This window comes from Pseudomonas cedrina subsp. cedrina, assembly GCF_001983175.1.
Classification (GTDB): domain Bacteria; phylum Pseudomonadota; class Gammaproteobacteria; order Pseudomonadales; family Pseudomonadaceae; genus Aquipseudomonas; species Aquipseudomonas cedrina.
The window spans coordinates 449078-469640 of the sequence record NZ_MNPW01000006.1 but is presented as its reverse complement, the minus strand read 5'-3'; the positions used below and the strand labels follow the sequence as shown (position 1 = coordinate 469640).

The 20563-nt window shown below is 61.2% G+C and carries 18 protein-coding genes; 10 read left to right on the top strand and 8 right to left on the bottom strand.

Going from position 1 to position 20563, the window contains the following annotated elements; all coding sequences use genetic code 11:
- The first annotated feature begins 44 nt into the window (after positions 1-44).
- The 8 genes from BLL36_RS15470 (at position 45) to BLL36_RS15435 (ending at position 8774) form a co-directional block, all read left to right on the top strand.
- Positions 45-812, top strand: coding sequence for a TerC family protein (locus tag BLL36_RS15470; RefSeq protein WP_076952248.1), 768 nt, complete (start codon positions 45-47; stop codon positions 810-812).
- Positions 813-1020: 208 nt separating this feature from the next.
- A complete protein-coding gene (locus BLL36_RS15465; RefSeq protein WP_076952247.1) occupies positions 1021-2679 on the top strand; it encodes a Na/Pi cotransporter family protein in 1659 nt (552 codons plus the stop codon).
- Between the two features lie 57 nt (positions 2680-2736).
- Positions 2737-4119 carry a M16 family metallopeptidase gene (locus BLL36_RS15460; protein WP_076952246.1) on the top strand — a complete coding sequence of 461 codons (1383 nt, stop codon included), beginning with the start codon at positions 2737-2739 and terminating at the stop codon, positions 4117-4119.
- Between the two features lie 72 nt (positions 4120-4191).
- Positions 4192-5223 carry a DUF5924 family protein gene (locus BLL36_RS15455; RefSeq protein WP_076952245.1) on the top strand — a complete coding sequence of 344 codons (1032 nt, stop codon included), beginning with the start codon at positions 4192-4194 and terminating at the stop codon, positions 5221-5223.
- Between the two features lie 54 nt (positions 5224-5277).
- Positions 5278-6426, top strand: a complete 1149-nt coding sequence (locus tag BLL36_RS15450; RefSeq protein ID WP_076952244.1) for an ABC transporter permease — start codon at positions 5278-5280, stop codon at positions 6424-6426.
- Positions 6423-7226, top strand: a complete 804-nt coding sequence (locus BLL36_RS15445; protein WP_076952243.1) for an ABC transporter ATP-binding protein — start codon at positions 6423-6425, stop codon at positions 7224-7226. The genes BLL36_RS15450 and BLL36_RS15445 overlap by 4 nt, the downstream gene beginning before the upstream one ends.
- 1 nt (position 7227) lies before the next feature.
- Positions 7228-8166, top strand: a complete 939-nt coding sequence (locus BLL36_RS15440) for an MlaD family protein (RefSeq protein ID WP_076952242.1) — start codon at positions 7228-7230, stop codon at positions 8164-8166.
- Complete coding sequence (locus tag BLL36_RS15435) at positions 8163-8774, top strand: ABC-type transport auxiliary lipoprotein family protein (RefSeq protein WP_076952241.1); 612 nt, start codon at positions 8163-8165, stop codon at positions 8772-8774. Before BLL36_RS15440 ends, BLL36_RS15435 begins: the two co-directional genes overlap by 4 nt.
- Before the next feature lie 95 nt (positions 8775-8869).
- On the opposite strand, the gene BLL36_RS15430 is transcribed toward BLL36_RS15435, so the two are convergent.
- From BLL36_RS15430 to BLL36_RS15410, 5 genes are all read right to left on the bottom strand, one after another.
- Positions 8870-10099: a nucleoside recognition domain-containing protein gene (locus BLL36_RS15430; protein WP_076952240.1), complete on the bottom strand. Its 1230-nt coding sequence runs from the start codon at positions 10097-10099 to the stop codon at positions 8870-8872.
- Positions 10100-10197: 98 nt separating this feature from the next.
- Complete coding sequence (gene gltP, locus BLL36_RS15425) at positions 10198-11529, bottom strand: glutamate/aspartate:proton symporter GltP (RefSeq protein WP_076952239.1); 1332 nt, start codon at positions 11527-11529, stop codon at positions 10198-10200.
- A 732-nt stretch (positions 11530-12261) separates the two neighbouring features.
- A complete protein-coding gene (locus BLL36_RS15420) occupies positions 12262-12729 on the bottom strand; it encodes an inhibitor of vertebrate lysozyme family protein (RefSeq protein WP_076952238.1) in 468 nt (155 codons plus the stop codon).
- 2 nt (positions 12730-12731) lie between these two features.
- Positions 12732-12896 carry a DUF1328 domain-containing protein gene (locus BLL36_RS15415; RefSeq protein WP_003170804.1) on the bottom strand — a complete coding sequence of 55 codons (165 nt, stop codon included), beginning with the start codon at positions 12894-12896 and terminating at the stop codon, positions 12732-12734.
- Between the two features lie 77 nt (positions 12897-12973).
- The gene (locus BLL36_RS15410; protein WP_076952276.1) at positions 12974-13258 is read right to left on the bottom strand and encodes a hypothetical protein; all 285 of its coding nucleotides are present in this window, start codon (positions 13256-13258) and stop codon (positions 12974-12976) included.
- 366 nt (positions 13259-13624) lie between these two features.
- Here BLL36_RS15410 and algB point away from each other — a divergent pair, with 366 nt between their 5' ends.
- Both algB and BLL36_RS15400 read left to right on the top strand, forming a co-directional pair.
- A complete protein-coding gene (gene algB, locus BLL36_RS15405) occupies positions 13625-14971 on the top strand; it encodes a sigma-54-dependent response regulator transcription factor AlgB (RefSeq protein ID WP_064053131.1) in 1347 nt (448 codons plus the stop codon).
- Between the two features lie 10 nt (positions 14972-14981).
- A complete protein-coding gene (locus BLL36_RS15400) occupies positions 14982-16769 on the top strand; it encodes an ATP-binding protein (protein WP_076952237.1) in 1788 nt (595 codons plus the stop codon).
- Here BLL36_RS15400 and BLL36_RS15395 read toward each other — a convergent pair.
- The 3 genes from BLL36_RS15395 to BLL36_RS15385 form a co-directional block, all read right to left on the bottom strand.
- A complete protein-coding gene (locus BLL36_RS15395) occupies positions 16766-17542 on the bottom strand; it encodes an N-acetylmuramoyl-L-alanine amidase (RefSeq protein ID WP_076952236.1) in 777 nt (258 codons plus the stop codon). The genes BLL36_RS15400 and BLL36_RS15395 overlap by 4 nt on opposite strands.
- Positions 17543-17629: 87 nt before the next feature.
- Entirely contained in the window at positions 17630-19684 is a 2055-nt protein-coding gene (locus BLL36_RS15390) for a GGDEF domain-containing protein (RefSeq protein WP_076952235.1), read from the bottom strand.
- Complete coding sequence (locus BLL36_RS15385) at positions 19681-20559, bottom strand: endonuclease/exonuclease/phosphatase family protein (protein WP_076952234.1); 879 nt, start codon at positions 20557-20559, stop codon at positions 19681-19683. The genes BLL36_RS15390 and BLL36_RS15385 overlap by 4 nt, the downstream gene beginning before the upstream one ends.
- Between the last annotated feature and the right edge of the window lie 4 nt (positions 20560-20563).

Genomic DNA, 20563 nt, shown 5'->3' with positions numbered 1-20563 from the left:
GGCGCTGCAGCTTGCGCGGTTAACACTTGCTCAAAGGAATACACATGGAATGGCTGACCAATCCGGAAATCTGGATTGCCTTCTTCACCCTGACGGCGCTCGAGATCGTCCTGGGTATCGATAACATCATCATGATTTCGATCCTGGTCAGCCGCATGCCCAAGCACATGCAGGCTCGCACGCGGATCTTCGGCCTGGCGCTGGCCATGGTCACCCGTATCCTGTTGCTGCTGTCGATCACGTGGGTCATGCAACTGACCGCCGATCTGTTCGTGGTCTTCGGCCAGGGCATTTCGGGTCGCGACCTGATCCTGTTCTTCGGCGGCCTGTTCCTGCTGTGGAAAAGCTCCCAGGAGATGTACCACGCCCTGGAAGGTGAAGACGAAACCCACGACGAGCCGAAAGGCGCCGGTGGCAAGTTCATCTACACCATCATCCAGATCGCGATCATCGACATCGTGTTCTCCCTGGACTCGGTGATCACGGCGGTCGGCATGGTCTCCCATGTGCCGGTCATGGTCGCTGCAATCATCGTGGCCGTACTGGTGATGATGCTCGCCGCTGGCACCATCAGCGAATTCATCGACAAGCACCCGTCGCTGAAGATGCTCGCACTGTCGTTCCTGCTGGTCGTGGGTACCGTGCTGATCGCCGAATCCTTCGATGTGCACGTGCCAAAAGGCTACGTTTACTTCGCCATGGCGTTCTCGCTGGCGGTCGAGGCGGTGAACATCAAGATGCGCACGGCCATCGCGAAAAAAAGGAAACAGCAGGATCCAGTGAAACTGCGCAAGGACGTTCCGGGTCAATAAGCTGATCCGCTGCTGAAAAGGGGCGTTCGCGCCCCTTTTTTCATATCCGCAGAAACCGCTTCATGACAGTTTTGTTTCAATCCCCACTTTAGCTATGCGATGCTGGCGCAGAGCCTTTTCGCCAACTACAGCTTAAGTACAAGACGTAGAGCGGCACGCGGCACTTTTTACTGCTCCTGCTGGAGCACACCCACACGGGGGGCCGAGCATGCTGACCTTGCTCAATCTGCTTTCCGCCGTGACCCTGCTGATCTGGGGCACGCACATCGTCCGTACCGGCATCCTGCGGGTCTACGGCTCCAACTTGCGCCAAGTCATCGGGCAGAACATGTCCAAGCGCTGGCTGGCGTTTATCGCCGGTATCCTGGTGACCGCCATGGTGCAGAGCAGCAACGCCACGGCGATGCTGGTGACGTCGTTTGTCGGCCAGGGCCTGATGGGGCTGATGCCCGCCCTGGCAACCATGCTCGGCGCCGACGTCGGTACGGCACTGATGGCGCGGGTGCTGACGTTTGACCTGTCCTGGCTGTCGCCGCTGCTGATTTTTCTCGGGGTGATTTTCTTCCTGTCGCGCAAACAGACACGGGCAGGGCAGTTGGGTCGGGTGGCGATCGGCCTCGGGCTGATCATCCTCGCGCTGCAATTGATCGTCGAGGCCGCCGGGCCCATCACCCATGCCCAAGGCGTGAAAGTGCTGTTTGGCTCATTGACCGGCGACATCCTGCTCGACGCCTTGGTCGGCGCCTTGTTCGCGATGATTTCCTACTCCAGCCTGGCCGCCGTCCTGTTGACGGCCACCCTTGCCGGCGCTGGCGTCATCGGCCTGCACGTGGCCATCGGCCTGGTGATCGGCGCCAACATCGGCAGCGGCGTGCTGGCGTTCCTCAGCACCAGCATGCAAAACGCCGCCGGGCGCCAGGTGGCCCTGGGTAGCCTGTTGTACAAATTGATCGGCCTATTGCTGATCATCCCAGTGCTCGACCCGCTGGTGCTGTGGATGGACGATCTGGATTACAGCGCCCAGGGCATGGTCATTACCTTCCACCTGCTCTACAACGTCAGCCGCTGCCTGATCCTGCTGCCCACCATTGGCCCGATGTCGCGCCTGTGCGCCTGGCTGCTGCCCGAGCGTGAAGAGCTCAACGGCAAGGCCAAGCCACGCCACCTGGACCCGACCGCGCTCACCACACCCAGCCTGGCGCTGGCCAACGCTGCTCGCGAGACCCTGCGCCTGGGCGATCTGATCGACAACATGCTCACCGCCATGCAGGAAGTACTGCGCGGCAAGCAAACCACCATCACCCAGCAAATGCGCAGCCTCAGCGACGATGTCGAAGCGCTGTACAGCGCGATCAAGCTTTACCTGGCGCAAATGCCCCGTGAAGACCTCAGTGAACAGGACAGTCGCCGCTGGGCCGAGATCATCGAGCTGTCGATCAACCTGAAGCTGGCCGGCGACCTGATCGAACGCATGCTGCGCAAAGTCCAGCAGCAAAAAACCTCACAGCGCCGCCAGTTTTCCGACGTCGGCCTGGAAGAACTCAGCGGCCTTCACAGCCAGTTGATCGCCAACCTGCGCCTGGGCCTGTCGGTGTTCCTCAGTGCCGACCCGCATAGCGCTCGCCAATTGCTGCGTGAAAAACGCCGTTTCCGCGCCCAGGAACGCCGCTTGGCCCATGCCCACGTCAGCCGGCTGCAGCGCAAGATCGTACAGAGCCTGGAGACCAGTTCCCTGCACCTGGAGCTGATTGCCGACATGAAACGCCTGAACTCGTTGTTTTGCAGCAGCGCCTATGTAGTGTTGGAAACGTCCGATACTGGTGCGCTCTCGGCCGAAGATATCGCCGACATCACGCATTCGCCCTGAACGTACAGTGGCCCGTGAAGTCAGTTAAAGCTGACCTCACTCGCCAGGAAGCTTGTTATGCGTCGCCTGTTAGTTGCGTGCCTGCTCATGGGCGCCGCCCACGCCTTTGCCTTTGACCGCCTGCAAGTCGAGGGCTACTCCTTGCCCAACGGCTTGCAATTGCTGCTCAAACCGGGCACCGAGCGCGGGCATGTGGCGATTCGCCTGGTGGTGGGTGTAGGCCTGGATGACTTCGGTTGCGAAGACAAAGAGCTGCCGCACCTGCTGGAGCACTTGCTGTTCAGCGGCATCGACGGCGGCGGCGAAGGCGAGCTTGAGGACCGCATGCAAGCCTTGGGCGGCGAATGGAACGCCTACACCAGCAATGCCGACACCACCTTTGTGATCGAGGCGCCCGCGCAAAACCAGCGCAAGGTGCTCGACCTGCTCCTGGCGATCATCACCCGTACCGAATTGACCGATGCCAACATCAACGCCGCCAAGCGCGTCGTCGAACGCGAAGACGGCGGCCATTACTCCCACCTGCAACGCTTGTTGGACCGTCAGGACCTGGGCCACACCGCCAGCAATCAACTGGCCGTCGAACTCGGGCTCAAATGCGCCGAACGCGCCGGGGTCGATCACCTGACACGCGACCAGCTGGAGGCCCTGCGCAAGAACTGGTATGCCCCCAACAACATGACGCTGATCGTCGTCGGCGACCTCGACAAACTGCTGCCAGCCTACCTGGAACGCACCTATGGCCAACTCGATCCGGTCGAGCCGAGCGAGCATCCGGCGCTGCCGCAGATCCAGCACGCCGCTGCCGGCCACCGCGAACTGATCCATGGTTGGGTCGGCAACAGCGCCAAATTGCACTGGCTGTTTCCCGAGCCAGTACTGGATGACGGGCATGATGAAACCTACGACCTGCTCAAGGACTACCTCGACTGGGCGCTGTACCGCCAACTGCGCCTCAAGCATGGGTTGTCCTACGGCCCCTGGAGCGAGCGTGAAGTGCTCGGTGGCGTCGGTCTCCTCAGTCTGAATGCCGACCTTGAGCGCGAAAGCCTCGCCGACGCCGAACAGGTGCTCCAGGACCTCAAGGCGCACTTGCTCAAGGATGGCCTCGACCCGGCGGTATTCGCGCGCCTGCAACAAGCCGCCATCGCACGACAGGCCTGGGCCGTGCAGGGCAACAGCGCCTTGGCCGACTATTACTGGAGCGCTTTGGGTGACTACAACAACGGTCACTTCAGCGATCCGGTCAAACGCATCAAGGCCGTGAGCCTGGACCAGACCAACCGCGCCATGCGCCAGGTGTTCCAGCAACCCGGCTACTGGCGCATCGAGAAACCACTGCTGAGCTACGATGCGCTCAGCTGGGTCGGCGCCGGTGTGCTTGGGCTGATCATCATTGCGTTGATCGGCGTGCGGGGTTATCGCAAACGGATCGCGTAATGACGCACCGGATACCGAGCCAAGACGTTATTCTGTCTGGGATTTCTCCTACCAAAGACTGCGAACCGCCGAATGCAAACCCTGACCCGCTTGATCACCCGCATTCTTGAACTGATGAAGCGCTACCCCGGGGTGATCGCGCTCGGCGGTTTCATCTCCGGCGTGGGCAGTTTCATCCTGGTGGACCGCCAACAAGGCATGGCCAGTTGGATCGCGGTGATCATGCTGGTGAGCTGGCTGTGGTTGATGCTGGAAAACAGCTTTACCCAGCTGTTCACCAAGCTCTTCAAGCGCGAAATCCCTGAACCGCTGTTGCGCTACGCGACCCAGATGATTCACCAGGAAAGTCTGTTTTTTGTGCTGCCGTTCTTTTTCATCACCACCGCATGGAACAGCGGCCAATCGGTTTTCACCGGCCTGCTCGGGGCGGCTGCACTGGTGTCGATCATCGACCCGCTGTACTACAAATGGCTGGCACCCAAACGTTCGCTGTTCCTCGCGCTGCACACCTTTACCTTGTTCGCCGCGCTGCTCACTGCGCTGCCGATCATCCTGCACCTGACCACCGCCGAGAGTTACAAACTGGCGCTCGGCGTGGCGATGGCGTTGTCGATCCCGAGCCTGGCCGTGAGCCTGCCGCTGCGCAGCGTCAAAGGCTGGGCAATGCTGCTGGGGGTCACGGCTGCCATCGGCTGCGCCGGCTGGTTCCTGCGCAGTTGGGTGCCGCCGGCCACCTTGTGGATGACCGAAGTGGCGATCAGCACTCAACTGCAAGACCGCACGCCCGGCGATGACCTCAAGGAAGTCACCGGTGCCCAACTGCGCAGCGGCGGGCTGTACGCCTACACCGCGATCAACGCCCCGCGCGGCCTGGATGAGCGGATCTACCACGTGTGGAAATTCAACGGCAAAGAAGTCGACCGCATCGCCCTGGATATCCACGGCGGGCGCAAGGAGGGCTACCGCGCCTGGACCCACAAGCAGAATTTCCCGGCCGACTCAGTGGGACGCTGGCAAGTGCGCGTGTTGACCGAAGACGGCCAGGTGATCGGCGTGCTGCGCTTCAAAGTGACGGACACAGCACAAACGGACAATCCAAAGTAGCCAGGATCGTGCTATTACGTAGCCATTGTGGATAGCCAAACAAGCTCGGAGCTTATGACCACCAGCACGACGGCCGGCGCCGCCCACCTCGATACGTCCACCACCCCGCCGCAGCTGCGGATTACGGGGGACTGGACGCTTGCCCACTATGCCAGCCTGAAGAAGCTGTCAGACAAGCTCGACGGCCAATATGACGCTGGCGCGCGCATCGACCTCAACGGCCTCGGTACCCTGGACACCGCCGGCGCCTCGCTGCTGGTGGAGTTGCTGGGGCCGACCCGCATCGAGCAATCGGCCGAACAGACCGACTGCAGCCTGTCTGCGGCTGACCGCGCGTTGCTCAAGACCGTCTACCGTTCCCTGAATGACTTTTGCGTGCCGGATAAAGCGCCAGAAGAAGCCACCGGCATTCAGGTGCTGGCGCGCATCGGCCGGGCGGTGGACACCGTGTGGCAAGACAGCAAGCAACTGCTGGGCTTTATCGGCCTCATCATCGAAACGTTCGCTCGCGGCCTGTTTCGGCCCAAACGCTGGCGTATCACGCCGATGGTTGCGCATATCGAACAGACCGGCCTCGACGCCGCCCCCATCGTGGCCCTGCTGACTTTTCTGGTGGGCGCGGTGGTAGCGTTTCTCGGTGCCACGGTGCTTGAAAGCTTTGGCGCCACTGTCTTCACCGTGGACCTGGTGGCGTTCTCGTTTTTGCGCGAATTCGGCGTGCTGCTCACCGCTATCCTGATGGCCGGCCGCACCGCCAGTGCGTTCACTGCACAAATCGGCTCGATGAAGGCCAACGAAGAAATCGACGCCATCCGCACCCTGGGCCTGGACCCGATGGAGTTGCTGGTGCTGCCCCGCGTACTCGCGCTGCTGGTGGCGCTGCCGATGCTGACCTTCCTGGCGATGCTCTCGGGGATCATCGGCGGCGGCGTGGTGTGCGCCGTAGCCCTGGATATTTCGCCGGCGATGTTTCTGTCACTGCTGCACTCGGACATCGGCGTGCAGCACTTCGTGGTGGGCATGATCAAGGCGCCGATCTTCGCCTTCCTGATCGCGGCCATCGGCTGCCTGGAAGGCTTCAAGGTCAGCGGCAGCGCCGAGTCGGTCGGCGCTCACACCACCTCCAGCGTGGTGCAATCGATTTTTGTGGTGATCGTGCTGGATGCGGTGGCCGCGTTGTTCTTCATGGAGATGGGCTGGTGAGTCGCCTGCACCGAGCGCCCGCCGAGGCGGTGATTGAAGTGCGCGGCCTGTGCAATCGCTTTGGTAGCCAAAGCGTGCACGAACAGCTCGACCTGGATTTATACAAGGGCGAGATCCTGGCCGTGGTCGGCGGTTCCGGCAGCGGCAAATCGGTGCTGCTGCGCAGCATTGTCGGCTTGCGCCGGCCCAGTGAAGGCCAAGTGCGGGTGTTCGGCAAGAACCTGCCAAACCTTTCGGAACAGCAACGCTCGCTGGTTGAACGACGCTTCGGCGTGCTGTTCCAGAAGGGCGCGCTGTTTTCCTCGCTGACCGTGACCGAGAACGTCGCGCTGCCGCTGATCGAACACGCCGGCCTCAGCCGCCGCGACGCCGAGCACTTGGCCGCGGTCAAACTGGCCCTGGCCGGGTTGCCGCTGTCGGCGGCGGACAAATACCCGGCCTCGCTGTCCGGCGGCATGATCAAGCGCGCCGCCCTGGCCCGCGCCCTGGCCCTGGACCCGGACATCCTGTTCCTCGACGAACCCACCGCCGGCCTCGATCCGATTGGCGCGGCGCAGTTCGACCAGTTGATCCTGACCCTGCGCGATGCGCTGGGCCTGAGTGTGTTCCTGGTCACTCACGACCTGGACACGCTATACACCATCACCGACCGCGTGGCGGTGCTGGCGCAGAAGAAAGTGCTGGTGGCCGGCGCCATCGACGTCGTCTCGCAAACGGACGACGCCTGGGTTCACGAGTACTTCCACGGCCCCCGTGGCCGCGCGGCATTGGATGCCGCTCAATCGCTCAACGAGGTATGACATGGAAACCCGAGCCCATCATGTGATGATCGGTCTGTTCAGCGTGATCGTGGTGGTCGGCGCGCTGCTGTTCGGCCTGTGGCTGGCCAAGTCCAGCGTCGACAGCGCCTTCCAGGACTACGAAGTGATCTTCAACGAGGCAGTCAGCGGGTTGTCCCAGGGCAGCGCCGTGCAGTACAGCGGGATCAAGGTGGGCGACGTCACCAGCCTGCGCCTGGACCCCAAGGACCCGCGCCGCGTGCTGGCACGCATCCGCCTGGCCGGCCAGACGCCGATCAAGGAAGACACCCAGGCCAAACTGGCCCTGACCGGCATCACCGGCACCTCGATCATCCAGCTCAGCGGCGGCACACCGCAAAGCGCCGAGCTCAAGGGCAAGGACGGCAACTTGCCGCAGATCATTGCCTCTCCTTCGCCCATCGCGCGCCTGCTGAACAACAGCAACGACCTGATGACCAGCGTCAACCTGCTGCTGCACAACGCCAACGCTATGTTCTCGGCACAGAATGTGGAGCGCATCAGCAACACCCTGGACCATCTCGAGCAAACCACGGGGGCGATTGCCGACCAACGCGGCGATATCAAGGTGGTGATGCAACAGCTGATGCAGGTGAGCAAGCAGGCCAGCGCCGCCCTGGAACAGACCACGGTCCTGATGCGCAACGCCAATGGCTTGCTCAACGAACAAGGTAAACAGGCCTTTGGCAGCGCCGAGCAAGCCATGAAATCCCTTGAACACAGTACAGCCACTATCAATACGTTGCTGACCGACAACAAAAGCTCGGTAAACAGTGGCCTGCAGGGCCTCAACGAACTGGCGCCGGCCGTGCGCGAACTGCGCGAAACCCTCGGTTCGCTGCGCGCCATCTCCCGCCGCCTGGAAGCCAACCCCAGCGGTTACCTGCTGGGCAGCGACAAGAACAAGGAGTTCACGCCATGAAACGTGCTTGCCCAATGATTGCCCTCGCGGCCCTGGCGCTGGTCAGTGCGTGCTCGATCCTGCCCAAGGCCGACCCTTCGGATGTATACCGTTTGGCCGCGTCACCGACCGCGACCCAAGGCACAGCCGTGGCCTGGTCGTTGCGCGTGACCAAGCCGCAGGCCAGCGAGTTCCTCGACAGCCCACGCATTGCCGTGGTGCCCAAGGGTGACCTGATCAGCAGCTACGCCAACGCACGCTGGAGCGATCCGTCGCCGGTGCTGTTGCGCAATCGCCTGTTGGATGGCTTCCAGCGCGACGGGCGGGTGACGTTGTTGAGTACCGATGACACCAACCTGCAGTCCGATTATGAACTGGGCGGGCAATTGCAGGCGTTCCAGAGTGAATACCACGGCAGTACGGTGGAGGTGGTGATTCGCCTGGACGCGCGATTGGTGCGCGGCAGTGATCAGCGAATCGTTGCCAGCCGGCGGTTTGAGGTTAGACAACCGGTGGAGGATACCCAGGTGCCGGCCGTTGTCGCCGGGTTTGGGTTGGCGGGGGATCAACTGAACAGGCAGGTGGTGGATTGGGTGGTGGTGCAGGGCAACAGTGCAGCGAAACGCTGAGGGCCTCTTCGCGGGCAAGCCCGCTCCCACATTTTTTTGATCTGTGAATACAATCGAATGTGGGAGCTGGCTTGCCTGCGATAGCGATTTCAGCCTCAGCCAAAAAACCAGTAACACACCGCAATCGCCGCCACGACACCGGCAAACTCCGCCAGTAACGCACAGCCCACCGCATGCCTGGCCCGCTGGATGCCCACCGAACCAAAGTACACCGCCAATACATAAAAGGTGGTTTCGGTACTGCCCTGGATGGTTGCCGCGACCAATGCCGGGAAACTGTCCACGCCTTGGGTCTGCATGGTCTCGATCAGCATCGCCCGCGCCGCGCTGCCTGAGAACGGCTTGACCATCGCGGTCGGCAAGGCATCGACAAAGCGCGTGTCCATGCCGGTCCAGGCCACCAAGTGGCGAATACCTTCGAGGCCGAACTCCAGCGCCCCGGAAGCGCGCAACACGCCCACGGCGCACAGCATCGCCACCAGATACGGCAGCAGGTTCTTGGCCACATCGAAGCCTTCCTTGGCGCCTTCGACAAACGCCTCGTACACCTTGACCTTGCGCAACGCACCGATCACCAGAAACAGCATGATCAAGCCGAACAGCGTGAGGTTGCCCAGGATCGATGACAAACCCGCCAGCGCCGTGGCGGACAGCGTCGCCAGCAATGCCATGAAGCCGCCGAGTACCAGCGCGCCGGGAACCAGGTACGCCAGCACCACGGGATCCCACAGCCGCAGGCGCTGCATCACCGCCACCGAGAGCAGGCCCACCAGGGTCGAGGCGCTGGTCGCCAACAGGATCGGCAGGAATACCAGGGTTGGATCGGGAGCGCCTTGCTGCGCGCGGTACATGAAGATCGTCACCGGCAGCAGTGTCAGCGACGACGCATTGAGCACCAGGAACAGGATCTGCGCATTGGTGGCGGTGTTGGGAATGGGGTTGAGTTCCTGCAGCGCCTTCATGGCTTTGAGCCCGATGGGCGTCGCGGCGTTATCCAGGCCCAGGCCGTTGGCGGCAAAGTTGAGGGTGATCAAACCGATGGCCGGGTGGCCAGCGGGCACTTCCGGCATCAAGCGGCGGAACAGCGGGCCGAGGGCCTTGGCCAGCCAATCGACGATCCCGGCTTTTTCGGCGATGCGCAAAAAGCCCAGCCATAAGGTGAGGGTGCCGAACAGCAGCACCATGACCTCCACCGACAACTTGGCCATGGCGAAAATGCTTTCCACCATCGCCGCGAATATGCCGGCGTTACCGCCGACCAGCCATTGCGCCAGTGCCGACACCATTGCCACGACAAAGAAGCCAAGCCACAGGCCATTGAGCATCAGTTGAATCCCCCGAAGAATGGGGCGAATGATAGCGGGGCTGGCAGAAACGACAAACCCCGGAATTGTCCGGGGTTTGTTTCAGCGCGATTGCGCTGTCAGCTGCGGGTGGCTTGGGCGGACGGTAAGGCTTCCTTGCTGCGCCAGTGCGGCAGGGAATTCCAGTAGCGCTCGCCCTTGGCGTCGTCGTACATGCCTTCCCAGCGGGAGATGACCAATACGGCCAGGGCGTTGCCGATCACGTTGAGCGCCGTACGCGCCATGTCCATGATGCGGTCGACACCGGCGATGAATGCCAGGCCTTCCAGCGGAATGCCCACGCTGCCCAAGGTCGCCAGCAGCACCACGAAGGACACGCCCGGTACGCCGGCGATGCCTTTGGAGGTGACCATCAGGGTCAGTACCAGCATCAGTTGCTGGCCGATCGACAGGTCGATGCCATACAGCTGGGCGATGAAGATTGCCGCGATGCTCTGGTACAGGGTCGAACCGTCGAGGTTGAATGAATAACCGGTCGGTACCACAAAGCTGCAGATCGCTTTCGGTGCGCCGTAGGCTTCCATCTTCTCGATCACACGCGGCAGCACGGTTTCGGAGCTGGCGGTGGAGTAAGCCAATACCAGTTCATCCTTGAAGATGCGCATCAGCCTGATCACCGAGAAGCCGAACAGGCGGGCGATCAGGCCAAGGACCACGAAGGCGAAGAACAGGATGGCGACGTAAACCAGAATCACCAGCTTGGCCAGCGGCAGCAACGATGCAAAGCCGAAGTTGGCGACGGTCACGGCGATCAGTGCAAATACGCCGATCGGAGCGTACTTCATGATCATGTGGGTAACTTTGAACATGCTCTCGGACACGCCCTGAAACATCGTCACCAGCGGCTCGCGCAACTCAGGCTTGAGGCTCGATAAACCAAGGCCGAACAACACGGAGAAAAAGATGATCGGCAGCATTTCGCCACGGGCAACGGCGGCGAAGATATTCGAAGGGATCAGGTTGAGGATGGTTTCGATAAACGCATGCTCGTGCTGCACTTCTGCGGCGGTCGCCTGGTACTTGGAGATGTCGACGGTACCCAGGGTACTCAAGTCGATGCCGGCGCCGGGGTGGAACAGGTTGGCCAGCAGCAGGCCGACAACGATGGCGATGGTGGTGACGATTTCGAAGTAAAGGATGGTTTTGACGCCGATGCGCCCGAGTTTCTTCGCGTCACCGACACCGGCGATGCCGACGATCAGCGAAGAAATGACTATCGGGATCACGATCATCTTGATCAGGCGAATAAAGATATCGCCCGCCGGCTGCAACACATTGCTGATCCACCAGGCCTTTTCAGCGCTGAAATGGTTGAGCACGGCACCGATTGCGATCCCCAGCACCAAACCGATGAGGATCTGCCAGGCGAGGCTTAGCTTTGCCTTCTTCATGTCATTACCCTTACTTCAAGTGAACTTAAGGCCGATGCGCCAGCTGCAACGCCCGGGGGCGAAAAAGTGAGTGCATGGGCCTCCATGGAAGGTCACCGCAGCGTGGCCGAAATGGCTTACTGGCAGGCGAAAAAAGCCGCAACTATTGCCATGCAGGGGAGCGCCGTCTAATGCCGTAAACGCCTACCCTATGCCGAATCGGCATGGTCTTTTCTCATAATAACTGTCCGAACGGTCAGTTCAAATGTGACATTTTGTCCGACAAACATGCCGTGAACCTGCCAAACCCGGCTCGCTCAGAGACTCAGGACGTCCAGGGACGGTTGGTGAAAAAACCAGGCGATTGAGTCGCTTAGTGTCAAAAACGTCCGATGACCGTCGACAAATTTTATCGATAGATGGTCGGCCCGAAACACCAAGAAATGGTTGGGCACGAGCAGAAATGGAATTTCCAACTAAGGCAGGCATAAAGAAAGCAGATTTGAAACAGCGGCATAAGCCCGCCGCAGGTTCGACAAGCAAGAACTTGTGAACCTGCGTCGCAGCTTTTCGCCTGACCCGGCCCTTGCGCAGGCACTCCCTGTACCCGTAGGTCACGCCGATCCCGTTTGATCAGAGCAACCCGGCCCCCTGGTCATGCACCGCCCTTGGCGGGTGGTGCAAACAGAAAGAAGCGAGGGGCTTCTTTCTATGGACGCTGGCTCCGTGGGCGACAGATGCGCCGGACGGAACCTAGTACCAATTCGGATCTTTCTTCAACTGCTCCATCAGCAGCTTTTGCATGCCTTCATCCGGCTTGCCGATAAATCGGTAATCCGCATGCCGCGTGGGTGACTTGTCCGCCGGCAACCCGGCAGGAACTTGCACCAACATGGCGTAGGCATCTTCCTTGTCGAGGCTGAAAGCCACGATCAGGCGCTTGTTCAGGCAGGTGTCCGCGGTTTCACAGAGCGGCCCGACCAAGTACTGGTCGCCATCCTCTTGCACTGCGTTCATCTGCTCGGCCGTGCCCGACAGGTTCATCACCCATTCCGGCAGGCGCTCTTCTTTCTTCACCACGCCTTGCCAGGTCTCGCGGTATTGCGGGTCCGCGCTGAGCAATTCGTTGGCGCGCGATTGGCCGTCGTTGGCGGCCATCGCCAAGCCGCTGCCGCCCAGAAGCAGGGCGGCAGTAATGGCCTTGAAGGACAAAGTGGTCATTTTCAGCCTCGGCCGCGACGACCAAAGAAGAACGAAGCGATGAACATCACCAGGAAGACCACGAACAGAATTTTTGCGATACCCGTGGCGGTGCCGGCGATGCCACCGAAGCCCAGGACTGCAGCCACAATGGCGATGATCAGAAATGTGATTGCCCAACTCAACATGGTGATTCTCCTTAAACTTTTATAGAGGTAACAGCGGTAGTGTCGTGCAGCCGCTCAACCCGAGCGGCCTGTGGTGCCTAGAACACCCAGCGTTCCTGGGATGGCAGTTCACTCAGGGAAGACTCCTGGTCAACCATCCGCAGTTGCGGGGCTGTTGCATCGGCAGCAACACTGCCAACGGAACGGAAATGGGTCTGGGTCACGGCCGGACGCTCGAACTGCGGAACCTGCTGCTGACTCTGCTGCCAATGCTGAAACTGCTGGCCGCCAATCAACGTGACCATCAGGGCCAGGCTGGCAAACAGACCTTGCTGCAAGCGCAGTGGCGATACACGCAGTTGGTTCAGGCTTTGGCGAGTCATGCTGCTGTTCTCCCGCATCTTGTTTATCGTTGAGGGAGATATTGCAGAGCGCATGCCAGGTTTTTATACAAATAAAAATCAATAAAATCAATTAGTTAAGTATTTAAAATCGACCACATACCCAGCATCCTGCACGATGCCCGCCTGGAAGCCGTGCGAAATGCACGATGGATTATCGAGTGGAAACCGCACGTCAAGCTGGTGACGACGCCGGACGACATGAAAATGCCATCAGGCAAGGCCTTTGTATGAGGCGATGCAGATACCTGTACGACACTGCTTTTTATCGATCAGAATGAACCATGCAACTTGCCCGATTATTCCGGGACTAAACACCATCATTTATAGTTAAGGAGCGCGGGACACATGGAATCAGCCAAGGAACTTCAAGGCCGTATTCTTTTAGTGGATGACGAATCCGCGATCCTTCGCACCTTCCGTTATTGCCTGGAAGATGAGGGCTACACCGTCGCGACCGCGAACAGCGCAGCCCAGGCCGATACCCTGATGCAACGCCAAGTGTTCGACCTGTGCTTCCTCGACCTTCGCTTGGGCGAGGACAACGGGCTGGATGTGCTGGCCCAGATGCGGATCCAGGCGCCGTGGATGCGCGTGGTGATTGTCACCGCGCATTCAGCGGTCGACACTGCCGTTGATGCGATTCAGGCAGGTGCCGCCGACTATCTGGTAAAACCGTGCAGCCCGGACCAACTGCGCCTCGCGACTGCCAAGCAGTTGGAAGTGCGTCAACTCTCCGCGCGCCTCGAAGCCCTTGAAGGCGCGGTGCGCCAACCCAAGGACGGCCTCGATTCTCACAGCCCGTCGATGATGGTGGTGCTGGAAACCGCACGCCAGGTCGCCGGAACGGACGCCAACATCCTGATCCTCGGCGAGTCCGGTACCGGTAAGGGTGAATTGGCCCGGGCCATTCACGGCTGGAGCAAGCGCTCGAAGAAATCCTGCGTGACTATTAACTGCCCGTCGCTGACCGCAGAGCTGATGGAAAGCGAGCTGTTCGGCCACAGCCGTGGCGCGTTTACCGGCGCCAGTGAAAGCACCTTGGGTCGCGTCAACCAAGCGGACGGCGGCACGCTGTTTCTCGACGAGATCGGCGATTTTCCGCTCACGTTGCAACCCAAGTTACTGCGTTTTATCCAGGACAAGGAATACGAACGCGTGGGTGACCCGGTCACCCGCCGGGCCGATGTCCGCATCCTGGCCGCCACCAACCTGAACCTGGAAGACATGGTGCGCGACGGCCGTTTCCGCGAGGATTTGCTGTATCGCCTGAACGTGATCACCTTGCACCTGCCACCGCTGCGCGAGCGCAGTGAAGACATCCTGACCTTGGCTGACCGCTTCCTGGCGCGCTTCGTCAAGGAATACGCGCGCCCGGCGCGCGGCTTCAGTGATGAAGCACGCGAAGCGCTGCTCAACTACCGTTGGCCCGGCAATATCCGCGAGCTGCGCAACGTGGTGGAGCGCGCCAGCATCATTTGCCCGCAAGAAAAGGTGGAAATCAGCCACCTCGGGATGGCCGAGCAACCGACCAACAATGCGCCGCGTATCGGCGCGGCGCTGAGCCTGGACGAGTTGGAGAAAGCCCATATCGGCGCGGTGCTGGCCACCAGTGACACCCTGGACCAGGCGGCCCGCACGCTGGGTATCGATGCGTCGACCCTGTACCGCAAACGCAAACAGTACAACCTGTGAGCTGTACCCTATGAAGTTAGCGATGAAACTGCGCACTCGGTTGTTCCTGAGTATCTCAGCGCTGATCACCGTCGCCCTGTTGGGTCTGATCCTGGGCTTGGTCAGCGTCATGCAAATGGCCAAGACTCAGGAGTCCCTGATCCGCAGTAATTTCGTCACGCTGGAGCTCGGGCTGAAACTGCGCCAGAGCCTCGGTGACCAGTTGATTCTGATGCTTGTAGAACGCCCCAATCCAAAAGCGCTGGAGGCTTCCAAGCGGCAATACTTCGAGTTGCTGGACCAGGGCATCGCCCACGAGCGGGAGGACGGCAGGACCAGCGGATTCAGCCGCGCGCGCGTCGACTATCTGAATTTTCTGAAAGCGTTTGAAGAATCCCAGCCTGCCTCGTTGGTCAGTGGTAATAACGAGCGTCTCACCCAAACGTTCAACGTGTTACGCAACGGCTTGATCGCCGAGCATAAACGAGCCCTGGAAACCATCAATACGAGCGAGCACAAGTCCCAGGCCCGCGCTTTACTGATCGCCGGGCTGTTGGGCTTGGTGGGAATCGCGGTGCTGATCATTGGCTTTGTCACCGCCCATGGCATCGCTCGACGTTTCGGCGGCCCGATCGAAGCGCTGGCCAAAGCGGCGGACAAGATCGGCCAAGGTGATTTCGAAGTGACGCTGCCGATCTCGTCGGCAGCGGAAATGAACCAACTCACCCGCCGCTTCGGCATCATGGCCGAGGCGTTGCGCCAGCATCAGGCGACCAATGTCGATGAGCTGCTGGCCGGCCAACAGCGCCTGCAGGCCGTGCTCGACAGCATTGACGATGGCCTGTTGATGATTGACCGCCAAGGCCGTCTCGAGCACCTCAACCCGGTGGCCCAGCGCCAGTTGGGCTGGGACGAGGAGCGTCTCGGCCAGGGCCTTGGCGAGGCGCTGGCGCGTCCGGAACTGGACGACCAACTGCAACTGGTCCTGCGTGGCGGCAATCTGGAGCGGGCACCGGACGACCTCGAGGTGGAAGTCGAAGGCGAATTGCGCCTGCTGACCTACAGCCTGACGCCCGTGAGCCATACCCAGGGGCATATTCTCGGTGCGGTGATGGTGCTGCATGATGTCACCGAACAACGCGCCTTCGAGCGGGTGCGCAGCGAGTTTGTATTACGCGCCTCCCATGAGCTGCGTACACCCGTCACCGGCATGCACATGGCGTTCGGGCTGTTCCGCGAACGCGCCAAGTTCCCTGCCGAGTCCCGTGAAGCGGACCTGCTGGATACGGTCAATGAAGAGATGCAGCGCCTGATGCAGTTGATCAACGACCTGCTCAACTTCTCGCGCTACCAGAACGGCCTGCAGAAACTCACGCTGGGCCCGTGCGACGTGACCGACCTGTTGGAGCATGCCCGTGCGCGCTTCGTCGAACCGGCCAACGCGCAAAACATCGAATTGCTGGTAGAAACTCAACCCGACTTGCCCCGCCTATACGCGGACCAGGCACAACTGGAGCGGGTACTCGACAACCTGTTGGGCAACGCCCTGCGCCATACCGCTGCGGGCGGGCAGATTCGCCTGCAAGCGCGCCGCCATGGCGAGCGGGTAATTGTCAGCGTCGAAGATAACGGCGAAGGCATCGCCTATGGGCAGCAGGGGCGGATCTTCGAACCGTTCGTGCAGGTGGGCCGCAAAAAGGGCGGCGCCGGCCTGGGCCTGGCGCTGTGCAAGGAGATCGTGCAATTGCACGGCGGCCGCATGGGCGTGTATTCACGGCCGGGGCAGGGCACTCAGTTCTATATGGCGTTGCCGCTCTAGCGCCGGTTCAAGGCACGCAGGATCGCGGCGCTTTCCGCATCGGGCGTACCGTCAAACAGCGACGGCCGGAAATGCATCTGGAACGCCGCAATCACATGACGCGTGGCCACATCCAGCTCGCCGGTCTGGGGCGTCTGGTAGCCCAAGCGCGCCAACTCTTCCTGGAACCAAGTGATGCTCGGCAACTCGGTAGCGTATTGCACCTGGAAACGTGCAACCGCTTGAGCATCCGGCCAAACACCCAGCCCTTCAGCTGCAAGACGCTTCCATGGGAACAAGGGACCTGGGTCCAGCTTGCGCAGCGGCGCGATATCACTGTGGCCAATGATGTTCTTCGGGTCGATGCCGTTGCGCTTGCTGATGTCCTTGAGCAACACCACCAGGGATTTCACCTGCGCTTCAGAATACGGATACCACAGGCGGCCAGTCGGCGTGTCCTTGTAGCCGGGGTTCACGATCTCGATACCGATGGAACTGGAGTTGAGCCAGGTACGGCCCATCCACTCGCTTTCGCCGGCGTGCCAGGCGCGCTGGCTCTCGTCCACCAACTTATAGATAGTGGCGCCGGCGTCGTCGCCGATCAGGTAATGACTGCTGACCTGTCCGTGGGTGAGCAACGCCAGGGAGCGCTCCAGGTTGGTAGAGGTGTAGTGGACAATCACGAACTGCACGCGGTTATCGTAATTGACCGAAGGATGATTGGTGTCCAGGCGCGGGCCGCTGGCGCAACCCGCAAGCAAAAGAACCACAAAGGCGACGTACAAGGATTTCATGGCGGAAGACATTACGCTGAAGACGATAATGCAACAGTGTAACGTACCGCCCGTGAACACGCGGTCAAATTACACAATGGAACACTTTCAGGCGGCTTGAACCTGATTACGCCCCGCCGCCTTGGCCCGGTACAACGCCGCATCTGCGCGCTTGAGCGCCACGTCACTGCGCTCGCCCGGCTGGAACTGCGCCACGCCCATCGACACGGTGATCGTCACCGGCTCGCCCTTGAAGTGAAACGGGCACGCTTCAATGGCTGCGCGCAACGCCTCACCCGCCGCCAGCGCCTGCGTCAAGGACGAGTCAGGCATCAGCAGTACAAACTCTTCACCGCCAAAGCGCGCAATGAAGTCGCCGGGGCGCAGGCGCTTGTGCAGCACGTTGGCGATGATTTTCAGCACTTTGTCACCCGCCAGGTGACCGTAGCCATCGTTGATGCGCTTGAAGTGATCCAGGTCCAACATCGCCAGTGACAGGCTGTTACCACGCTGGTGCCAGGTATTGACCTCCTGATCGAGGCGCTCGCTCCAGGCTGCGCGGTTCGGCAGGCCCGTAAGCGGATCGATCAGGGCCTTCTGGCGTTGCACCTCCAGATGCTCGCGGTAGCCCTGGGCTTCCTGTTCCATATTGGCAACGCGCTCGGCCAGGCCCTTCAGGCGCGCCGCCGTTTCCTGCTCACGCTGGTCGCGCTGCTGCTGATGCTCGTCCATGGTGCCCAGCAGGCCTTCCAGGTGGCTTTCCAGTACGTGCTTGAGGCTGTCCAGGTCGGCGGCTTCCTGCACGCTGCTTTGCAGGCCGTCGACCTGTTCGCGGATTTGCGTGTCCAGCTCCCGGGCGGCGGAACGGCTATCGGCGTGGCCGTCGCTGGCAACCTGTAGATGCCCCTGGAACGCTTCGAGGCGCTCGTTAAGCTGCTTGAGGTAAGCCTCGAACTCATGCTGGCCGCTGTCGGTGATCGCCAGCATCAAGATGGCCAGGTCGTCGAGGATGGGCAGCAGCTCGTACCAGTTCAGTCCGTGGGCCAGGCGCTCTCGCATGGCTTCGGCCTGGGGTCGATGGCGCTCAGGCAATGCCAGCTCGTCGAGCAGGCCGAGCAGGGTGTCTTCGATGTGCTTGGCCACGGAGCTGTAGGACGGCTCCGGCGAGTCGGGCAAAGAATAGGGGCCGTCCGAGTGCAATTCGTCGGGGTCGGACTCCTCGGCTTCCAGCACAGGCGGGAGCGACAGACTGCCGATGACCGTCTCATCCGGTACTTCGACTGGCACTTCAGGCGTTTCGATAAAGGCCGCGAGGGCGCTTTGCGGCGCCGGTTCTTCTACCGCAGGTTCAGGTTCGACAGGTACTACAGACGCGCCGACAGGGGCTGCCTGCACCGGGGCCTCATAGGCAAAAGTTTCACTGGCGTCTTGGGCAGCCTTTACGGGTGAAGCCGGCTCGGATGCCGGGGCTACCGCTTCAGGCTGCGGCGCGAAGGCGCGCAAGGCTTGCGTCAGCTCTTGCGATTGCTCGGGCGGTGCGGACTCGGCCGCAGGTTCAGCGGCAGGCCTGGATACAGCCGCTTGCGGTACCGGGCCGGGCGAGGGCTCGATTGTCAACGCCTCGCTCGACGCATCTTTGGTACCAAACAGACGCTGTAAAAGCCCCGGCCCTGGGCGCATGGTTTCGCCGTCCGGCTCCAGGTTGTTCAGCGCCTGGCCTTGCAGGCCGCTCAGTTCGCTGAGCAACAAGGGCATCTCGCGCGCCTGGCCGACACGCCCGTCCAGCTGCTTGGCGAACGTTTTCAGCGGCCGGGCGACCTCGCGGGGTAATGGCAGCTTTTGCAGCTGCGCAACCAGGGACGTCAGCGCGGTACTCATCTGGTCGATGCGGGTTTCGCGGCGCTGTTCCGAATCCAGCACGGCCTTTTCCAGGCGCGGCAGCAAAGCGGCGAGGGCGGCGTCCATATCATCCGTACGCACGACGTCACGCATTTCCTTCATGCACTGGTCTACCGCCAGGTCGGTGCCTTCAGCGGCCAACGTGCTGCGCACCAGCCCGCGCCGCAGCAGGTCGAGGCGGGCGGCCCAGCGGCGTTCGAGCTTTTCTTGCTGCTCGATGCTTTTAAGGTATTTCTCTTTCCAGCGCTGGGCGTCGTCGCTCATGCAAGGGGCCCGCCGGTGCCTGGGCTTAACGCAGGCAACGCATCAGCCGTAAGCGAACCCGGCAGACGAATCTCGACCGCGACCGGCAGGTGATCGGAGATGGGCTGCGCCAGCACCTGCACACTCTCAAGGGTGAGGGTAGGACTGAGCAGGATATGGTCAAGACAGCGTTGCGGGCGCCAGCTCGGGAACGTGGCTTCGGCTTGCGGCGCCAATAGCCCGAGGTCGCGCAACGGAGAATTGAGCAACAGGTCGCTGGCGTGGGTGTTCATGTCACCCATCAGCACCTGGTGTTTGTAATTGCCGATCAGCTCGCGGATGTAGGCCAGCTGCATCGTGCGGGTGCGTGCACCCAACGCCAGATGCATCATCACCACGACCAGGGCCTCCGGGCCTTCGCCAAACCGCACGAGGATCGCGCCTCGACCCTTGGGCCCAGGCAGCGGATGGTCTTCGATCGCGGAGGGTTTCAAGCGGCTGAGCACGCCATTGCTGTGCTGGGCCAGGCGCCCGAGGTTGCGATTGAGTTGCTGGTACCAATACGGGAAGGCGCCGAGCTGAGCCAAGTGCTCCACCTGGTTGATGTAACCGGAGCGCATGCTGCCGCCATCGGCTTCCTGCAGCGCGACCAGGTCAAAGTCATGCAACAGGTTGCCGATCTTTTGCAGGTTGCCGGCACGCCCATTGTGAGGCAGCAAATGCTGCCAGCCACGGGTGAGGTAGTGCCGATACTTCTCGGTACTGATGCCTACTTGGATATTGAAGCTCAGCAGGCGCAGGCGGCTGTTGGGCGGCAGGCCTGTGGTTTCCAGGTGATGTTCATTGACCTGCGGATCATGCAGGCCAACCACACGTTCGGTACCCCAGCGGCGCATGACG